This is a genomic window from Pedobacter roseus (assembly GCF_014395225.1).
GTDB lineage: Bacteria > Bacteroidota > Bacteroidia > Sphingobacteriales > Sphingobacteriaceae > Pedobacter > Pedobacter roseus.
In genome coordinates, this window is record NZ_CP060723.1 from 257,826 (window position 1) to 277,257 (window position 19,432).

At 40.4% G+C, this 19,432-nt stretch carries 9 protein-coding genes; 5 read left to right on the forward strand and 4 right to left on the reverse strand.

All coding sequences use genetic code 11. The features are described 5' to 3' along the window. Nucleotides 1–10: 10 nt before the first annotated feature. Nucleotides 11–850, forward strand: coding sequence for a hypothetical protein (locus H9L23_RS01210; RefSeq protein WP_187593255.1), 840 nt, complete (start codon nt 11–13; stop codon nt 848–850). Between the two features lie 25 nt (nt 851–875). Further along, nucleotides 876–3,317 carry a bifunctional YncE family protein/alkaline phosphatase family protein gene (locus H9L23_RS01215; protein WP_187593256.1) on the forward strand — a complete coding sequence of 814 codons (2,442 nt, stop codon included), beginning with the start codon at nt 876–878 and terminating at the stop codon, nt 3,315–3,317. Between the two features lie 171 nt (nt 3,318–3,488). Here H9L23_RS01215 and msrA read toward each other — a convergent pair whose 3' ends face one another. The 3 genes from msrA to H9L23_RS01230 form a co-directional block, all read right to left on the reverse strand. Further along, nucleotides 3,489–3,977 (reverse strand): peptide-methionine (S)-S-oxide reductase MsrA, encoded by a 489-nt coding sequence (gene msrA / locus H9L23_RS01220; RefSeq protein ID WP_187593257.1) that lies wholly within the window; start codon nt 3,975–3,977, stop codon nt 3,489–3,491. Nucleotides 3,978–4,364: 387 nt separating this feature from the next. Continuing rightward, on the reverse strand, nt 4,365–5,129 hold the full coding sequence (locus H9L23_RS01225; RefSeq protein ID WP_223191022.1) for a hypothetical protein: 765 nt from the start codon (nt 5,127–5,129) through the stop codon (nt 4,365–4,367). 112 nt (nt 5,130–5,241) lie between these two features. Then, nucleotides 5,242–6,489, reverse strand: a complete 1,248-nt coding sequence (locus H9L23_RS01230; RefSeq protein ID WP_187593258.1) for a YdcF family protein — start codon at nt 6,487–6,489, stop codon at nt 5,242–5,244. 322 nt (nt 6,490–6,811) lie between these two features. Here H9L23_RS01230 and H9L23_RS01235 point away from each other — a divergent pair, with 322 nt between their 5' ends. Both H9L23_RS01235 and H9L23_RS01240 read left to right on the forward strand, forming a co-directional pair. Continuing rightward, nucleotides 6,812–10,084, forward strand: a complete 3,273-nt coding sequence (locus tag H9L23_RS01235) for a SusC/RagA family TonB-linked outer membrane protein (RefSeq protein ID WP_187593259.1) — start codon at nt 6,812–6,814, stop codon at nt 10,082–10,084. A gap of 10 nt (nt 10,085–10,094) precedes the next feature. After that, on the forward strand, nt 10,095–11,624 hold the full coding sequence (locus tag H9L23_RS01240) for a RagB/SusD family nutrient uptake outer membrane protein (RefSeq protein WP_187593260.1): 1,530 nt from the start codon (nt 10,095–10,097) through the stop codon (nt 11,622–11,624). A 333-nt stretch (nt 11,625–11,957) separates the two neighbouring features. Here the strand turns inward: H9L23_RS01240 and H9L23_RS01245 are convergent, their stop codons facing one another. Continuing rightward, a complete protein-coding gene (locus H9L23_RS01245; protein ID WP_187593261.1) occupies nt 11,958–16,013 on the reverse strand; it encodes a hybrid sensor histidine kinase/response regulator transcription factor in 4,056 nt (1,351 codons plus the stop codon). Nucleotides 16,014–16,212: 199 nt separating this feature from the next. Here H9L23_RS01245 and H9L23_RS01250 point away from each other — a divergent pair, with 199 nt between their 5' ends. Then, nucleotides 16,213–19,419, forward strand: coding sequence for a SusC/RagA family TonB-linked outer membrane protein (locus H9L23_RS01250; RefSeq protein WP_246474804.1), 3,207 nt, complete (start codon nt 16,213–16,215; stop codon nt 19,417–19,419). The last annotated feature ends 13 nt before the right edge of the window (nt 19,420–19,432 follow it).

Here is a 19,432-nt window from a genome sequence, read left to right on the forward strand (position 1 = left end):
TATCCATTAAATGAAAAAGACATTTTTGATGCTCATCTTTGCCGGTACCATATTAAACTGTGCTGCACAACAGATAAGTGAAACCAAAACAGCTGTTAAAGTGGGAACGGATGCGGCTCAGCCTTTTCTGTTTTCTTTAAATACCTTAACTGCAGAGAACCCGCGTTGGAATATCCATTATTCGGGCAGCTATGGAGAGAGAACTAGCGGACAATTTGGTTATGATGGTTTAGGACAGCAGTTTGGTGTAAAAGGTTATTTGGGGAGCAGGTTTACCTTATATGCAACAGCAGCAATAGGTTTTGCCAACGCTGGGGGCATTACCTCCGCTGAACAGGCTGAAGTAATCAGGGATTTGGTAGGAGGTAAGGGCATTGCGGGTTTTAGGCTTGGCGCAGGTTTAGGATTGAGCAGAGATTGGTCGAACGTGGGTTCGGCAATTAGCAGGATTACAGCCTCTTTCGACCGCACAAACTGGAGGATGGCAGGTAATCTCCGTTTTGAAAAAGCTTTTGATAAAAACAGGGATAAACTGGATTTTATTACCAGCTTCGGTTATCAGCATCGTATTTCAAATATTTTGTACCTTGGTGTTGAAGCTTTGGGGCAGGACTTAGAAGGCTTTTGGGAAAAAGATGAGGCCGAAGGAGGTGCAAAAGTAATGATCGGTCCATCCATAAATCTCGAACCTAACCACTCCAAACTGTCGTTCTCAATTTCTGGAGGACCAGTTTTCTACGCCACCCGAAGTCAGGTAATCCCATCAGAGGCGATCCGCGAAATTGGTTCGGTAGCATCTGGCAATGGTTATACCATTAGGGCCCTAGTTAATTTTAATCTTCACCGCTAATATTGCATGTATTCAGTTTAAGAAAATGAAAAAAATATACTTTTTAATAGTGCTGTGTTTCCTTTTTATTCAAAAGGGATTTACACAGCTGCCTGGTAAAAACGAAGCCACCCAACAGATTTTATTACCAAATGGGTGGAAACTGAGTCCGGCGGGTCACTCCTTACAATTGGGCGATCTGCCATTAAATATGCAGTTAAGTCCATCGGGCAAGTACCTTGCCATTACCAATAACGGTCAAAGTACGCAGTCGCTTCAGTTGATTGATGCCAAAACCGAAAAAATCATCGATGAAAAAGTTTTGAGCAAATCGTGGTATGGCATTGCTTTTAGTAAAGATGAAAAACACCTTTATGCCTCAGGCGGTAACGATAACTGGATTTTAGATTTTAATATCCAGAACAATAAACTGGTGAAAAGCGACACCATTAAACTGGGACCGATATGGCCAAAAGGAAAAATCAGTCCAGCGGGGATTGTGGTTAATAAAAACAATAATAAATTATTTACCGTAACTAAAGAAGATAGTAGTTTATACATTATCAACCCTGTTGAAAAGAAAATCCTAAAGAAAATACAGCTGCCTGCAATTGCCTATAGCTGTGTTTTAGCTGCAGATGAAAGCAAGCTCTATATCTCACTCTGGGGCGGAAAATCTGTAGCGGTGATCGATCTCGCTGCTGAAAACGTTGAAAGGCTCATCCCTATAGGTGATCATCCAAACGAACTTTTACTCAATAAAAAGGGGAATACGTTGTTTGTGGCCAATGCAAATGATAATACAGTTTCGGTAATCAATACCCTGAACAACAAAGTAATTGAAACCATTGCTACTACACTTTATGCTACGCAATTAACCGGTTCAACCACCAACGGTTTAGCATTAAGCACCAATGAGAAAACCTTGTACATTGCCAATGCGGACAATAATTGTTTGGCCGTTTTTGATGTAAGTAAGCCCGGGGTAAGCCAGAGCCAGGGATTTATTCCGGTAGGCTGGTATCCAACGAGCGTTAAAGTATTGGGCTCGAAAATTTTGGTTACCAATGGCAAAGGCAATACCTCAATGGCCAATCCACAGGGGCCACAACCAATTTCTAAGGTAGATAACAGTGGTTACCAGATGGGAAGCACGGCAAATAGCAGGCTGCAATACATAGCAGGATTGTTTAAAGGATCATTGTCTTTTATAGATACGCCAAAACCAGAGCAATTAAAAATATACACTAAACAGGTTTATGCCAATACCCCGTTTACTGATAAACGCACGGTTACAGCCGATGGTGAAGCCGGAAACCCAATTCCGCGCAAACAAGGAGAAAAATCACCCATTAAACATGTTTTTTATATCATCAAAGAAAACAGAACTTACGATCAGGTACTTGGCGATGTTGTAAAAGGAAACGGCGATTCTACGTTAACGCTATTTGGAAGAAAAATTACCCCTAACCAGCATGCCTTTGCAGAAAACTATGTGTTGCTTGATAATTTTTATGTGGATGCAGAAGTAAGTGCTGATGGACACAATTGGAGTATGGCCGCTTATGCCACCGATGTAGTGGAAAAAACCTGGCCAACCAGTTATGGTGCACGCGGTGGCAGCACAACTTTCGAAGGGGGGCGGCCGGTTACCTATCCAAAAGGAGGTTTTATCTGGGATTACTGTCAGCGGGCAGGCGTAAGCTACCGCAGTTATGGAGAGTTTGGCGATTATGGCAAAGCAAATATCAAATCGCTGCAGGGCCACATGTGTGCGGCTTCACCGGGTTTCGATATGGACATTAAAGATCAGGTGAGGGTAGATGCCTGGCAGCACGATTTCGATTCTTTACTGGTGGCCGGTGTTGTACCTCAGTTTAGCACTTTAAGGATTTCAAACGACCATACCAGCGGACAAAAGAAAGGAAAATATTCGCCACAGGCCGCGGTTGCTGATAACGATTTAGCCGTAGGTCGTATTTTGGAACATTTATCGCATAGTAAAATCTGGAAAGAGTCTGTTGTGTTTATTTTGGAAGATGATGCACAGAATGGTCCTGACCATGTTGATGCACACCGTTCGCCGGCTTACGTGGTTGGCCCTTACGTAAAAAGGAATACCCCTGTTCATACCATGTATTCTACTTCAGGCTTTTTAAGAACGATGGAACTTATTTTAGGCCTGCCGCCAATGAGCCAGTACGATGCTGCAGCAATGCCTTTATATGAATGTTTTACCGCTACACCCGATTTTACACCTTACACTGTACTGCAGCCCCTGATCGATTTGGATACCCGGAATGTAGCCGTGAACGAGAGCAGTAAACGTTCCGAAATGTTTAACTTTGCAAAAGAAGATTCTGCACCCGATTTAGATTTGAATGAAGTGGTTTGGAAATCGGTTAAAGGCGAACAATCGGTAATGCCCGCACCAAAACGCAGTGCTTTCGTAATTTTGGAGAAAAAGAAAAAGGATGATGACGATTAGTCGTTAGTCATCAACTTCTGTTAAACAAAGAGGCAATTTCCTAATTGGAAATTGCCTCTTTGTTTAACAGAAAATCGTCGTTGCAAATCCAATTTTTCATCGATGGAGCAATCTTTATAGCCGGACTCACAAACATTCAAGATTACTTTTTGCGTCTCAATACGAGATTATTTACAACTTCCATTCTGGTCTTTCGAAATGGCAGGTATAACCATAAGGGTTTTTCTGTAAATAATCCTGATGTTCTTCTTCCGCATTCCAGAAATCGGTTTCAGGTACCACTTCGGTTACAATTTTGCCCGGCCACTTGCCTGATGCATCCAGTTCTGCAATTAATGCATCGGCCGTATTTTTTTGTTCTTCACTATTATAAAATATGGCCGATCGGTACGATGCACCAACATCATTTCCTTGTCTGTTACGTGTGCTCGGATCATGGATCTGGAAAAAATATTCCAATAACTTACGGTAGGTTAAAACAGTGGGATCAAAGGTAACTTCAATGGCTTCGGCATGTGTTCCATGGTTCCTGTAAGTGGCATTTGGGACATCTCCACCGGTATAACCTACAACCGTAGAAATTACACCTGGGTAATGACGGATAAGTTCTTCTACTCCCCAAAAGCACCCGCCTGCAAGAATGGCTTTTTCAGTATTCATATATTTCTTTCCTCTTTTTTTAATTAATTAAAGATACGGCGAAGATGTGTAAAAGGAAAGTAAAGAAGCGTGGCTGTTTAGTTGTATAGGTTAAGGGAATATAAATACAAAACTGATATTTAGAGCGCAAGGCCTGTGTTAAGCACCGAGTTTCTCCCCGTTTTACACTTCGCTTCCTCGCGCCTCGTTGCTGCAGGGTAATGCTTCAGCCGGGGCTAATGGGGCAAAACAGCTTTTCATTTTTGAGGTTGCAGGGCGCATAAGCGCTTGTTCCTAAACTCGCCAAGAACCACAGGTCGCTTATTTCTATTTCGGTCGGTGAGATACCCGATAGATTGAATATTTTATTTTGCCACAGCCCGATAGATCAAAATTTATCGCATTCTACTAACTGCCAAAAGCGAAGTCCATAAAACTTACATTGTTTTTTCGTGAGGAGCTTACCGCGATTCCTTTTTCTGCCTCACCGGTAAAAGTAAAACCTTCCAGTTCGTCAGTTTTGTCGGTATCAATTACAGCTATAACCGATTCGTGCCCAATTGAGAGAGATTTTTCCAGGTCGAGGAAAGTTAATCGCCATTTGCGGCCTTCCACTTGGTTCTGGATCAAAACCAATATACCTTTATCTGCTATCCAATGCAGGTTCTGTATCCATGGCGAGCAGGTGAATTTTTTAAATAGAATTTCTTTCTCGCTTGTTTTATTGGCTTTTGATAAGGCTTTTGGATCATACAGGCGTACTTCGTTTGCTTTATTGCCATAATCGGCAGTGGCTACAAACCATTTCCCTTTATATCTCACATATTCTGGTCGTGTACCCTGGATACAAGCATCATCTTCGATGGTTTTGATTAGGTTTCCATCCAACGTTTTAGATTTTAAGAAACCATCCCAATTGATGCAGTTGATTACTGCTTTCCAAACGGTGCCTGCTGCATTTTGACGTACCGAATTGCCCACAAATGTTGGTAAACCCTTATGGTAGGCTATCCCGGTAGGGTGTTTGATGATATTTTCGCCTTTAACGGTAAAGCGATATTCTTTTTGCTGGTAAATTAATGAATCTTTTTGAAGCTGATATTCACGCATTACACCAACCTCCCTATCTCCATAAAGAAAATAACGCCCATTTTGGTGAGAAACCCCTGGCATGCGCCCAATGAGTCGATTGTAACTGTTTTCGTGATTTTTCCATCCGTTTTGCTGTATCTGGCGACAAAAAACATTACGATAAGGACTAAAACAGGGTTTAATGTTTTCATGATTATGGATCTAAAGGTTCATCAAAATCTATCTGTAAGGAAGCGGTATTCAGGTAAAATTCTGATTCGGTTTCACTCAGACGTTTTCCGTTTTTGTAAGGATAATAGCCCAGTTCTTTTTTACAGCGCTCTGGCAGGATATCGGTGATGTAATAGCTCTGAGATTTTACGGTACAAACCATCCCAGCTTTATCTACCGGCATACCGTATCTGAAAATCAGCCTTGCGCAATTGCGCAGGTTGGTGGTGGTGTGGCGGGCATGCGGCTCCATGATAATGGCACTTTCGGGTATCCGGAGCGTCTCCATTAAAAATTTCTTCATTTCATAAGCTTCACTAAACTTGGTTTTATAGGGATGTACCCGTCCGCCTGAAACCACGATGAACGGTGCCGCACCTTTCTGGTACTGCAAAGCGGCTAAACGGCAACGGATCATACCACCGGCGCTTAGCGCAACCTCTTTTTCCTCAGGTCCCGCACCAGGAACTAAAATCACACTGTAAGGATATTTTTTCCAATCTGTTTTTTTGATCTGGTTAAAAGCTCTAAGATTTACACCTTTTAACATCGGTTCATAATCGGCCGCATCGTTTCTTTCGTTCAGTTCTAAAGCCGTTAAGGCAAACTGCATGGCCGGTTCAAAAAACAGGTTGTCCTTATTTTGAAGTGTTAAACTGGCATTGGCTGCGGTGAGTTCTGCATATTCTTTATCCTTCAAACTGAAGCTTATAGAATCGATTTTAGGATAATTGGGTTTATTCCCCTCAACATATACCCCAATGGCGTAATTAATGGCATTGATATCCTGTTCCCAGGCTTTGATTAAAAGGTTTTTATTTGATTCCTTACCGTATAGGCTGTAGCAGCCAGAAGGAATCAAGTGCTCCCTCACCAGTTTTCCTAAAGCATTATCTTCAGCGTAAATAGTTGCCAACCGGGCACTAATATGTTCAATTTCTAAAAAAGAAAATTTTAAAGCTTTAGCATAACATTGTATTTCGGCCTTGCAATTTTTTAAAGCCTCATTTAGCTGTACAGTTTTTGATTTCTGTATATGCCGTAATGCGGTGTCAGCCGATAGCATTTTGCGCAGGTCGGGCAGTTGCTGAAATAAGGTGAGCAGGTAATAATTTTTGTATTGTACTTCGTTTCTGGTCCTGATTAAAGGGTAAGATTGACGAGGTAGATCCTGTGCTGATAAGCCTTTGCAAAAAAGACAGAGTAAGAGGAAAGTATAAAAGGATTTCATCGGAAAATTTTGATTACAAATTTAAATGCCAGCCGTTAAAGAAAGATTAACAAGCTGTTACATTTTTAAGTTATTAAATCGATTTAGTATTAGGCTGATCATACTTAATATTAATTTAAAGTACCTGCTGAAAATCGGTATATAGAGTTAACGTAATGGATACATAGTGTTAAAATTACACTTATACTTTTGCCGCTGTAGAACGCTCCATAAATTAACCTGTTAACTTAAAAGGATAAGCCTATGTAAATTTAAAATCTACGCTTCTACTTAAAAACACAAAACCCAATTATATTTCAAAATCATTACTAAGAACAAAAAGATGACATCATTTTTTTTAACCGCCGGTATAAAAAATACCTGCCGGAAATTGCTTTTGCCTTTAGGGTTACTGGCCATCTGTAATTCAGACGCACTAGCAGTAAACCACGGTATGTTTGCACCAGGCTTACACCGTAAAACATTTGCTTCAGTGAGCGGAACGGTTACCGACCAAAACAACCAACCTTTACCAGGCGTAAGTGTATTTGAAAAAAAGACAAAAAAAACAACGGTTACCGATATAAATGGTAAATATTTAATCAATGTTGATGAAGGCGCTGTGCTGGTATTTTCATACATCGGTTACGATAACCAGGAAGTGGTGGTTAATGGCCGCCAAAATATTAATATCATTTTAAAAGAAAGCAGCAATACTTTAAATGAAGTGGTGGCTATCGGGTACCAGAAAATCAGGAAATCTGATGTAACAGGTGCCATCAGCAGCGTTAAGGCCAGCGAAATGAACTTAACTTCACCTACTGTTGGTCAGGCTTTAGTGGGTAAGGTTGCCGGGGTACAGGTATCGCAAACCAGTGGTGCACCCTATTCGGGCACTAAAATCAGGGTGAGGGGTATCGGTTCTATTAATGCCAGTTCCGATCCATTATATGTAATTGATGGTTATCCGGCCGGAAATAATGTATCTATCAACCCTGAGGATATTGAAACCATCGACATTTTAAAGGATGCAGCCTCTGCAGCCATTTATGGTTCCAGAGCATCGGGTGGGGTAGTGTTAATTACCACCAAAAGAGGTACTGACGGAAAGGGAAAGTTTGAATACGATGTTCAGGGTGGTGTTTCTCAGTTGGCTAAAAAAGTGAAACTATTGGATGCCAACCAGTTTATCCAATTGCTAATTGATGGAAGAAACAATGCTTATAAAGATTTATGGGTAAACTCGGGTAAAACCTGGAATGATGCCATGTTTAGCGATAACAACACTACCCGTATTGCCAATGTAGGTAACGGAAGCAGCGTAAGTATTCCAGCGGATCTTTATAATTTTAGCACTCAACAGGCCATTCCGGCAACCTATAATACCGATTGGCAGGACGAGCTTTACCGCAATGCTGCTTTTCAGCGCCATAACCTTTCATTTTCGGGCGGTACCAAAGATGTTAAATACTTTTTAAGTGGTGGTTATCAGAATAACGACGGTATTGTTACCAACACTAATCAAAAAGTAACCAACTTTAGAGGCAATATTGAGGGCAAAGTGAGCGAGCGCTTACGTGTAGGCGCAAATATTGCTTATACAAATAACGATAACAGAGAGGTACAGGAAGGTCGTTATAATTTAAGTCCGATGATGTCTGCATTAATTTATTTGCCTTATCTGCCTGCAAGAGATGCCAACGGCAACCCTGTTCAGTTTGGTATGGGTGCTTTGTCTTCTCAATACGGTATCCAGAACCCCGAAAACCCTTTGGCTACAGTTGAGCAGTTAAAGATTACCAGAAAAAGCAATAGAAGTAGTTATAATGCTAATGCTACTTACAAAATTTTAGAGGGACTTAATTTTAAGGCTAACTTAGGAACACAAACATACAACGAAAAATACGATTATTATTTGCCTACCAGCTTAAGTAGTGGCAATACCCCACCTTACTCGCCCGAATCGATTAGGGCCGCAAATGCCATAGCACAAACCCTTAGTCAGGTAGATCAACTGGCAGAGTTTACTTTAAATTACAATAAAACATTCGGTAAACATAGCATAGATGTTTTAGGCGGTTATTCTGCTCAGAAAACATCCAGCGATCAGATTAGGGTAGCGGCAAGCGGATTTCAAAATGATTACATTGGTGAAATTACAGATAAAGGAGCGGATGCAGGTTTTTTTACATTAGACCGTAACAGAACTGGTAAAACAGTAACCACTTTACTTTCTTACTTTGGCCGTTTCAGTTATAATTATGCCGGCAAATACTTTTTAACCGGTTCCTTCCGTCGCGATGGTTCATCCAGGTTTGGTCCGTTAAACAAGTATGGTAACTTCCCTTCGATAGCCGCGGGCTGGAATTTATCTGATGAAAGTTTTTACAATAACTTTTTAGGTGAACAATCTAGGGTTAAACTAAGGGCCAGCTGGGGCTTAAGCGGAAATAACAATATCCCAGATTACCGTACACAGCAAGAGCTAAACGCACCAGGTGGTGCAGTTTTCGGTAGTGCGATTTCTACCGCCATTTGGCCAAGTAGTATTCAGGATAGAAGATTAGGATGGGAATCTACTTCCCAGTTTAACTTCGGTACGGATATCAGTCTGTTCAAAAACCGTGTATCCATCATGGCGAATTACTACTTAAGTTACTCTTTCAACTTGTTGTTTAACAAACCGCTTTCGGCAATTGCTGGCAGTTCAACAATTTTAACTAATCTTACTGATAGTAAGGTGCGTAATAAGGGCTTCGATTTGCAGATTGATGGCAAAATTATCCAAAATGGAGACTTTACTTTGGGCTTAAGCGGAAACATCGCGGCAAACCGGAATAAGGTTTTAGACCTTGGCGGTAACAGTACAATATTTACGGCCGGTGCAGAACGCTCGTACATTACACATGTTACGCAAGAGGGCCAGCCAATTGGTATGTTTTATGGATTTAAGGTTTTGGGACGGATTACGGCCGATAATTTAGGCAAAGTTGCCCCATCAGCTTCTTCTACCAACCCGGCGAAAATCGGCGATCTGTATTTTCAGGATACCGATGGAAACGGCATTGTTAACGATGCGGATAAAACTGTAATCGGCACACCATATGCGAAATTTACTTATGGTTTCGCCCTAAATACCTCTTACAAAACTTTCGATTTAAGAGCATCGTTCAACGGATCGTACGGGAACCAGGTTTTAGATGGACAGGATTATTACCTGTACAACTTTGAAGGCTCTGGAAACCAATATGCAGAGGTTGCTGACCGTTACAGAAATGAATCTAATCCGGGCAGTGGTTTAAATTACCGTGCATCGCGTGCGGGTACGCAAAGTAACAGTACACGTTTATCGTCTTTCTATATACAGGATGGATCTTACTTCAGGTGTACCAACATTACTTTAGGTTACAGTTTTCCAAAGCAACTGGCCAATACGCTTAAGGTGAGCAATATCCGTGTTTATGCGAGTGTAGATAATGCCTTCACCATTACCAATTATAAAGGTTATAACCCTGAGGTAGATTATAGCGCAGGTAATAACCTTGCCCCTGGTGTTGATTATGGAAACTACCCATTAGCAAGAACCTATAACCTTGGTATCAAATTGACTTTTTAGAACTAAAGAAATGAAAAAACATATTTATAAAGTATTGGCCCTAAGCACCATTTTAAGTTTGGGTGCCTGTAAAAAAGATTTTTTAAATCAAAGTAACCCCAATGCCATTGCTGTAGAGAATTATTTCAAAACAGAAAATGATGTACTGCTGGCTGTTAATGGGGTTTACCAATCGCTTAGAAGCAGCAATACCCTTGGCGAAAACAGCGGCCTGTTTACCGATGAGCGCTCGGATGATGCGGGTAGAAATGATAACCAGAGCAATGCTGGTGAACCATTTCAGTTTAATGATTTTTCGCTCCTGCCAAGCAACTCTTATTTAAAAAGTCATTGGTTAGCACTTTATGAGGCCATTGGTAGAACTAATGTTGTATTGACAAACATTGATAAAGTATCTTTTGCTAATGCGGCTACCAAAGAGAATTATAAGGCAGAGGCCAAGTTTATCAGGGCGATTATGTATTTCGAACTGGTTAGGAAATGGGGCCCAGTACCCGTAGTAACTAAACAGCTTAGCACAGCCGACGAGGTAAAAGAAAATACTTTTCGCGTTCCTGAAGCGGATGTATACAACCAGATTGTAACCGATTTAAAGGAAGGGCTTAACAGTACGTTGCCAAATTTTCAAACTGGCGCGAACGTGGGTAGAACTTCGAAAGCGGCAATAAATGCGTATTTGGGTAAGGTTTATTTAACAATGGCGGCTACATTATCGGCAAATAAAACCGAAAACCTAAGCAATGCGAATACTTATCTGATGGCAGCTTACAATATGAAAACATTTGGCAACTTAACAGAAATACCCTATGTGGATGTATTTGATGTTACCAAGAAAACTACTTGCAAAGAATTAATTTTTCAGATTTCTAACAAGCAGGGCGATATCAGTTTTAGCTCGAGCATTGCGGCAAACAACCAGGCCAAAGGCGAAACCATCAACTCGCTTAAACCTTCCACGGGGATTGGTGGTAATGTAAAACTTGATTTGATCAATGAGTATGAAGCAAGCGATTTAAGAAAGGATTTCTCGGTTAAATTCGCGAATGATCAGATTGTTAAGGACTGGTTTATTACCAAATTCCGCGACGCGAGTCAAGGGGCAACCAATGCAGGTTATGGAGGCAACGATTGGATACTTATGCGCTATGCCGATGTAATTTTGATGCTGGCAGAAGTTAATATGTTGCAGGGCAATGATGCCGTAGCCATTCAATATTTGGATATGGTAAGAACAAGAGCAGGCATGTCGGTTTATGCTGTTGCCAAAACCGATGCCACTTATACTGCTAAATTTCCGACATTAAAACTCGCTATTTTACACGAACGCAGGGTAGAATTTGCTTTCGAACACCAAAGATGGTTTGATCTGATTAGAAATTTTACCGCTGCAGAACTGGTTACCTATTTAAAGGCTAAACCGCAATCTGCCTATGGTATTGCTAAACTTGCTAACGTAACCACCAAAGACAGGTATTTTCCGATTCCTTTTGATGAGGTGAAATTGGATCCGGTTAAAATGTACCAAAATCCGGGGTATTAATCTTAATCAAAGAAGCCAGGTTTTTAAAACCTGGCTTCTTTGTATAGAATAGCTTTAAGTTGGCAATTTTCAATTCCAGTTCCATACACGCAGATTAACCGCTTTGCTGTTTACAATTAACCAATTTCAACAATTAACCGATTAACCCATCATTAAATAATAATCCTTCTAATTTTTCCTGTAATGATATAAAGCCACTTGATGTTTTTTATCGAAAAAGATATAGTCATCAACAAGTGAATTGTATAAGAGTGACGGATTAATTTTGAGTTGATCTTTTGGCACAATAAGCTTATACACAAAATGCTCTTTATGATAGAAACCTGAGATATATTAGCAATTTTGGTCCTGTATAAATTCACTCGGTGTTTTGCCAAAGTGCTTTTTAAACTCTGAACTAAAATATTTTCTATCACTAAAACCTACCGCATAAGCAATTTCGGCAATATTACCCTTTTCCTGTTTAAGCAGCTGTGCAGCCCGTTTTATCCTTAACGATTTAATGAAATCGTTTACAGAGAGATCCGTTAATGCTCTTATCTTTTTATAAAGCACAGGCTGGCTCATCCCAATTTCTGCCGATAAGGTAGGTACATCAAAATCAGGATCAGCAATACGTTCCTCAATTACTTGGATAATTTTGTTCAGAAAGTTTTGCTCGGTGGTGTTAATCACCAGGTTTTTCGGTTCGAGCGTTATTACCTGCGCGAATTTTTGTTTAATGGTCTCGCGTGCAGTTAACAAGTTCTGAATGTTCAGTTCGAGTATTTTTAGGTTAAAAGGTTTCATGATATAAGCATCTGCACCATTTTCGAAACCATTAATCTGGTGAACATAGGCAGATCGGGCGGTTAATAACACAACCGGAATATGACTGGTGCTCTCATCTGTTTTCAATTTTCGGCACAATTCGAGTCCATCCATTACCGGCATCATCACATCACTGATAACAAGGTCGGGAATAAGTTCCAATGCACAGTTTAAACCGGTTGCGCCATTTTCACTTTCATAGATACTGTATTGATCTATCAAGGCATTTTTAATAAAGGCCCTCACATCTTCATTATCTTCCACCAGTAAAATGCTTTTTTTCTCGTTTTTTGTTTGTAAGGGCTGTAGGGGTTCTTCAGTTGAGGGGGAGGCTACTGCTGGAGGGCGAATATTATAATTGACTGCGTCGTCGTAATAAACATAATCGGAGATTAAATCTGAGGGATTGAAATGAGCTTTTCCGGTTTTAAGGCTGACCGTAAAGCAGGTTTTGCCAAATATTCCTGCGTTTTGTGGTGTACTTCTGAAAGCAATTTCACCACGGTGCAGTTCGACAATACTTTTCGATAGCGATAATCCTAAACCTGTACCGATTGTTGAGTTTGCATTGGCCCGGTAAAAATTGGTAAACAGGTTGGCCTGGCTTTCTAAAGGAATCCCTTTTCCATTATCGCTGATCTGGATGTTCACTATTTGATTTTCTGCGTTGATTTTTAAACTTATTTTTCCGTGATTAGGGGTAAACTTGAAAGCATTGGATAACAAATTAAACAATACCTTTTCCATCTGAACTTTGTCAAAGTAAAGTTTAATTTCGGGTTGCTCAGTTTCGAACACATAATCAATATGTTTGGAAATCGCCATGTTCTGAAAGACCAGAAATATCTCTCTGCAGAATTTTACAATATCACCCGGACTAACATGTAAAGTCATTTTGCCACTTTCGGCTTTTCTAAAATCAAGCAATTCGGTAACAAGGTTCATTAACCGATCGGCATTATTTTTAATAGGCTGTAAGTCTCTGTTCAGCGCGGGATCATCTTTTGAATTTTCGATCAGTTTATCCAGCGGACCAACAATCAGTGTTAAAGGGGTACGGATTTCGTGAGAAATATTGGTGAAGAATTCAAGTTTATGCTCATTAATCTCTTTTTCTTTTTTTAATACCGCCCTGATCAATAGATAGCGGACGAATACAACGGCTATTGCTGTCAAAACACAAAAATAAATCAAGTATGCCCACCAGCTTCTATAAAACGGCGGTTTAACGATAATGCTGATCATACGGATATTGGCACTCGAAACGCCGTCATTATTAAGGCCCTTAACCATAAAAGTATAACTACCAGGCGGCAGATTGGTGTAAGAAGCAGTTGGGATACTTATTTCATTCCAGCTTTTTTCGAAACCTTCTAACTTATAGGCATAGTGGTTTTTTTCGGGTTTGATAAAGTTCAGTAGTGCAAAACTTAAGCTGAAGGTATTCTGATCACTTGCAAATACCAGTTTATCTTTTAAACTGATATTTTGATCGAGCAAACCATCTTCAGCATTAATTTTTACCGCTTGATTATCTACTTTTAAACCGGTGATCACCAATGACGCCGCTTTGTTATTGGTTTGGATCCGGTCAGGGTAAAAGCTGATAAATCCATTATAACCGCCAAAAAACATTTCCCCATTGGTATTTTTAAAAAAGGCATTGGCGTTAAATTCATTACCTGGCAAACCATCAGCCACGGTATAATTTTTAAAGGTTTTGTTTTTCCGATTAAACATCGATAAACCATTGGCTGTACTTATCCAGAGGTTGTCCTTTTCATCTTCTAAAATACCCAGTACATTATCGTTCGGCAGGCCATTTTTTACCGTATAAGTAATGATTTTATTTGCTTTCTGGTCGTAACGAATCAGTCCCTGGTTGTTCGTACAGATGTAAATTTCTTTATTCCGGGTTTCGGCAATGCCGTTTACATAATATTCTAAAACCTTTTTTGTTTTGGGATCTTTTAAGGTGTAAAACTCTTTTTTATCGATGTTGTAGATGCAAAGCCCGTTGGTGGTACCGAAATAAACGCGATCGGTTACCAACATGCTTTTAACCTTTCCGGCTTCAGGGAAACGGGCCGGCAGATTAAAATTATAAAATTTTGTTTTTTCGGGATTTGAAATTTTAATACCATTGCGTTGGGTAGCTGCGTATAACCTGCCGTCCCGATCTTCGGCCACTGCGGTAACCTCATCGGGCACATCTTCTTGTTTTGCACTAAAATCAAAACTGCCGAAACTGCCTTTTTTACTATCGTAAAAGTTAAGTCCGCCCGAATGTGTACCGATCCATAGTTTACCCGTTTTATCGAGTATAATTTTTTTGATCAGGTTGGATTTGATGGAATTGCTGCGCCCGTCATTTTTAAAAACAGTGAATTTATTGGTCAGCCGGTTAAAATAGTTCAGCCCACCTCCTTCAGTGCCGATCCATAGATTTTGATGGCCATCTTCAGCAAAAGTGCTTATCGCATTGTTACTTATACTAAAATTATTTTTGTTGGTGCTGTAAATATTGAATGCAGTGGTATAAGGATAATTGATATTTACCCCACCAAAATAAGTACCGGCCCAGATAGAACCATTCTGATCTTTATACAAGCGGTGGACAGAATTCTGGCTCAAACTTTTTTTGTCGCTGGGATCGTATTGCAGGTTGGTAAAGGTAAAATACTGGGTATCCATCACACTGATGCCATCCAGGGTACCTATCCATAACTTGCCGGCATCGTCTAAAACCATCGTTCTGATGGTGTTGTTTACTAACGTGTTTTTCTGTTCGGAGTGGCTAAAAATCTTGAAAGTTTTACTCGAAGGATTAAAAAGGTTCAGTCCGTTATCCTGTGTGCTGATCCATAATTTCTGTTGCTGGTCTTCAATAATCCCGGTGATATAATTCTCGCTGATATTTCCCGCTCTGCCTTCATTTTTAAATATTTCAGTCTGATAAATACCGTTTTTTAGGGTCATTTTTAATAAGCCGTTTGAGCTTCCTACCCAGATATTGCCTTTATGGTCCTGCTTTACCGTCCTGACGTTATGGTATATTCCATCTTTAAGTTTGTTGTTAAAGAAAACTTTTATTTTGGAGGGATCTCCGTTAACCAAAAGATTTAATCCATTTAATGTGCCGATCCATATATTTCCACTTTTATCTTCTGTAATACAGTTGACCATATTATTGCTTAATCCATTTGGTTTGGACGTAATGCGTTCAAAATCATCTGTTTTTTCATGATATCTATTTACGCCTGTATTGGTACCAACCCATAAATTTTTGTGCGAATCGGAAAAAAGGCTGACAACGTAATTATTTGAAATGGAAAGCGGATCGGCTGCTGAAGATTGATAAACCTTTATGTTGTAACCATCATAGCGGTTTAAGCCATAACGGGTACCAAACCACATAAAACCATTTTTATCCTGTGTAATGGCCAGTACAGAAGTTTGCGATAACCCCTTCTCTACACCTAAATGATCAAATTGTATTGGCTGTTGAGATTTTGCTGGTAACAGATACCCTAAAAACAGGCTTGCACAAAGCAAATATTTTAGGAATCTGATCAACATGGGATAATTGGTTATGGTTGTTTTGGCTGCTTAAAAGTATGGTTTAAAAGCATTTTTGCCAAATATTTAGAAAATTCACCCTAAATATTTAGAAATTTCCCCCTCTGAAAAAGACTTATGCTATAAGTTTGTTCTTAGATGGCGCTGTAAAAAAGCAAAGCCGATCAACTAACAAGCAATAACCAAAAAACCAACAACTATGAGTAAACTCTACATCCCGTGGAGAATGGATATGAAGCAGCATATCTTTCTTTTCGCTAAACTCTTATTATTACTCACCATTCTGCTCCTGTGCAATATTAATGTTTTTGCACAGAGTAAAACCATTATCGGGGTAGTTACCGACGAAAGTAAACAAACGGTACCCGGTGTATCAGTTACTGTAAAAGGAACTAAAACCACCACACAAACTGATGCCGATGGAAGGTTTAAAATCCAGGCACTGGCTACCGATCAACTAATATTTAATTATGTTGGTTATGCCGCGCAATCGGTTACGGTTGGCACCAGAACAACCATAAATGTTTCTTTAAAATCGTCGATAACCGGCCTGAGCGATGTAGTGGTAGTAGGCTATGGTACAACCAAAAGAGCTGATCTTACCGGTGCGGTGGGTTCTGTAAATATGAAAGATTTGGAACAGGCCCCGGTAAAATCGTTCGATCAGGCGCTGGCCGGACGCGTAGCAGGTGTGCAGGTATCTACCAACGACGGACAGCCGGGAGCAACTGCCAATATCGTCATTCGTGGTGCAGGATCAATTTCGCAGGATAACTCGCCACTTTATGTAATTGATGGTTTTCCCTCTGAAGATGCCAATGCCAATTCGATCAACCCATCGGATATCGAAACCATCGATGTATTAAAAGATGCATCGGCTACGGCCATTTATGGTGCACGCGGATCGAACGGTGTGGTATTGATCACCACCAAAAGAGGTAAGGCCGGCAAACCTCAGTTGAGCTATAATGCCTACTACGGTACGCAGAAATCGCCCGATAAAATCCCGGTGATGAATGCTTTTGAGTTTGTAAAGTATGTTAAAGAACTCAACTCTGTTTTTGCAGATTCTGTTTACCTTAAAAACGGAGTAAGGATAAATGATTATCAAAATGTACAGAGCCTGGATATGCAGGATTACATTTTCCAGAACGGACAGAACCAGAACCACGATATTTCCCTGAGGGGAGGAAATGATAAAACAACTTATTCCATCTCGGGTAATTATAACGATCAGAAGGGGATTGTAAAGTTTAGCGGGTTTAAACGTTATCAGGGTCGTTTTGTGCTTGATCAGAATGTAACCGATAAATTAAAGGCTGGCGTGAACGTAAACTATGCCTACAGCGAAACTTTTGGTACACCGATTTCGGCCACCAATTTTTATGCTTCTTCGGTGCTATTATATTCGGTTTGGGGCTATCGTCCGGCTGCAGCGCTTTCGGGAAGGGATCAGGGTACTAATCTGATCGATTCGTTTTATGATCCAACAAACGAACTTGCAAATAACCAGGATTACCGCGTAAACCCGCTGATCAGCTTAGAAAACCAAAAAACGGTTTATAAAGCCACTACTATGGTAGCCAATGGTTATGCCGAATATGCTTTTACACCTAAACTAAAATTAAGGGTGGCTGCAGGGATTACCAATGCCAATACCGAAACCAATATTTTTAATAACTCTTTAACCCAATCAGGCAGTAAGTGGAACTCATCCGGTCCAAACGGAACTTATGCCACCAGTCCGGCTTTCAATTGGTTAAATGATAATACCCTAACCTATAAAAATACTTTTAATAAAGATCATAATTTAACCGTTTTGGTGGGCTATTCTGCACAGCGCAGCAAAAGTTCCTACCGCTCGATATATGCTTCGCAGATTACCAACGAAAGCTTGGGTATCGATGCATTGGATTTGGTGCCGGCAGCAAACACAGTTGTCAATTCGCGGAGTTCGGTTTGGACGCTGCAATCTTTCCTGGGCAGGCTGAATTATGATTTCAAAGGAAAATACCTTTTAACGGCCAGTTTCAGGGCAGATGGATCGTCGAAATTTGCACCCGGTAAACGCTGGGGTTATTTTCCTTCTGCATCGGCAGGATGGAGGTTCAGTCAGGAAAGCTTCCTGAAAGATGCCAGCTGGTTATCTGATGGAAAAATACGTATCGGTTATGGCGAATCGGGAAATAACAGGGTGGGCGATTTTGCCTATCTGCCACAGTTAAACCTGGGGAACACGCAGTACTGGTATTCGTTTAACGGCAAACCTGTAGCCATCGGCTCGGTAATTACAGCTGCAGGCAACTACGATTTACAATGGGAAACCAATACACAGACCAATATAGGTTTAGACCTGAGTTTTTTTAAAAACCGCTTGGGTTTAACTGCTGATATTTATAAAAGGGTTACAAATGATCTGCTTCTGAACGCTCAACTGCCTTATGCAAGTGGTGTACAGAGTGGAACAGGTTTTAAAAACATCGGAAGTTTAGAAAACCGCGGTCTGGAAATCACGTTGAACAGTACCAATATCCAAACCAAAAACTTCCGCTGGACGAGTAATTTCAACATCAGTTTTAACAAAAACAAGATTTTGGAGTTAACCGAAGGACAGAATTCACTTTTAGCCGGCTCCGGAACATTTTTTAATACCACCTACACCAGTTTATCTCCATATATCTCCGTAAAAGGCCGTTCTGTGGGCGAAATGTATGGATTGATTTTCGACGGGGTTTATCAATATGCTGATTTTGATAAAATGCCCAATGGTTCATTTCTGCTAAAACCAAACATTACTACAAACGGCTCAACAAGGGCATCAATTCAGCCAGGCGATATCAAATACAAAGATTTAAACGGCGATTTGGTTGTAAATAATAACGATTATACCATTATAGGTCGTGGTTTACCTATCCACACTGGTGGGTTTAGCAATAATTTTAGCTATAAAAACTGGGATTTAGGGGTTTTCCTTCAATGGTCGTATGGCAATAATATTATCAATGCCAACCGTTATGTTTTTGAAGGTGGTATTGTAACCAACCCAAACCTAAATCAATATGCTTCTTTCGAAAACCGTTGGACGCCGACTAATCAGAACAACGATCTTTTTAGGGCAGGCGGAGTGGCTGCGGCAAATTATTCATCGCGTGTGGTAGAAGATGGATCATACCTAAGGTTAAAAACCGTTCAGCTTGGTTATAACTTCTCGAACAAAATCCTTAAAAGTATCGGCCTGTCGAAACTGCGATTAAATGCATCGGCCCAAAACCTGCTAACCATTACCGGTTATTCGGGGCTGGATCCCGAGGCTTCATCAAGGCCAAGTAATCTTACCCCAGGATTTGATTATGGAACCTATCCGCAATCGTTTACGGTAACCTTTGGTTTAAACGCAACATTTTAATCACCATTAAAAG

Excerpts from the sequence above, each read along its gene's own strand:
- H9L23_RS01210 (WP_187593255.1), top strand. The coding sequence starts at position 11 with ATGAAAAAGACATTTTTGATGCTCATCTTTGCCGGTACCATATTAAAC.
- H9L23_RS01215 (WP_187593256.1), top strand. The coding sequence starts at position 876 with ATGAAAAAAATATACTTTTTAATAGTGCTGTGTTTCCTTTTTATTCAA.
- msrA (WP_187593257.1), bottom strand. The coding sequence starts at position 3,977 with ATGAATACTGAAAAAGCCATTCTTGCAGGCGGGTGCTTTTGGGGAGTA.
- H9L23_RS01225 (WP_223191022.1), bottom strand. The coding sequence starts at position 5,129 with ATGCCAGGGGTTTCTCACCAAAATGGGCGTTATTTTCTTTATGGAGAT.
- H9L23_RS01230 (WP_187593258.1), bottom strand. The coding sequence starts at position 6,489 with ATGAAATCCTTTTATACTTTCCTCTTACTCTGTCTTTTTTGCAAAGGC.
- H9L23_RS01235 (WP_187593259.1), top strand. The coding sequence starts at position 6,812 with ATGACATCATTTTTTTTAACCGCCGGTATAAAAAATACCTGCCGGAAA.
- H9L23_RS01240 (WP_187593260.1), top strand. The coding sequence starts at position 10,095 with ATGAAAAAACATATTTATAAAGTATTGGCCCTAAGCACCATTTTAAGT.
- H9L23_RS01245 (WP_187593261.1), bottom strand. The coding sequence starts at position 16,013 with ATGTTGATCAGATTCCTAAAATATTTGCTTTGTGCAAGCCTGTTTTTA.
- H9L23_RS01250 (WP_246474804.1), top strand. The coding sequence starts at position 16,213 with ATGAGTAAACTCTACATCCCGTGGAGAATGGATATGAAGCAGCATATC.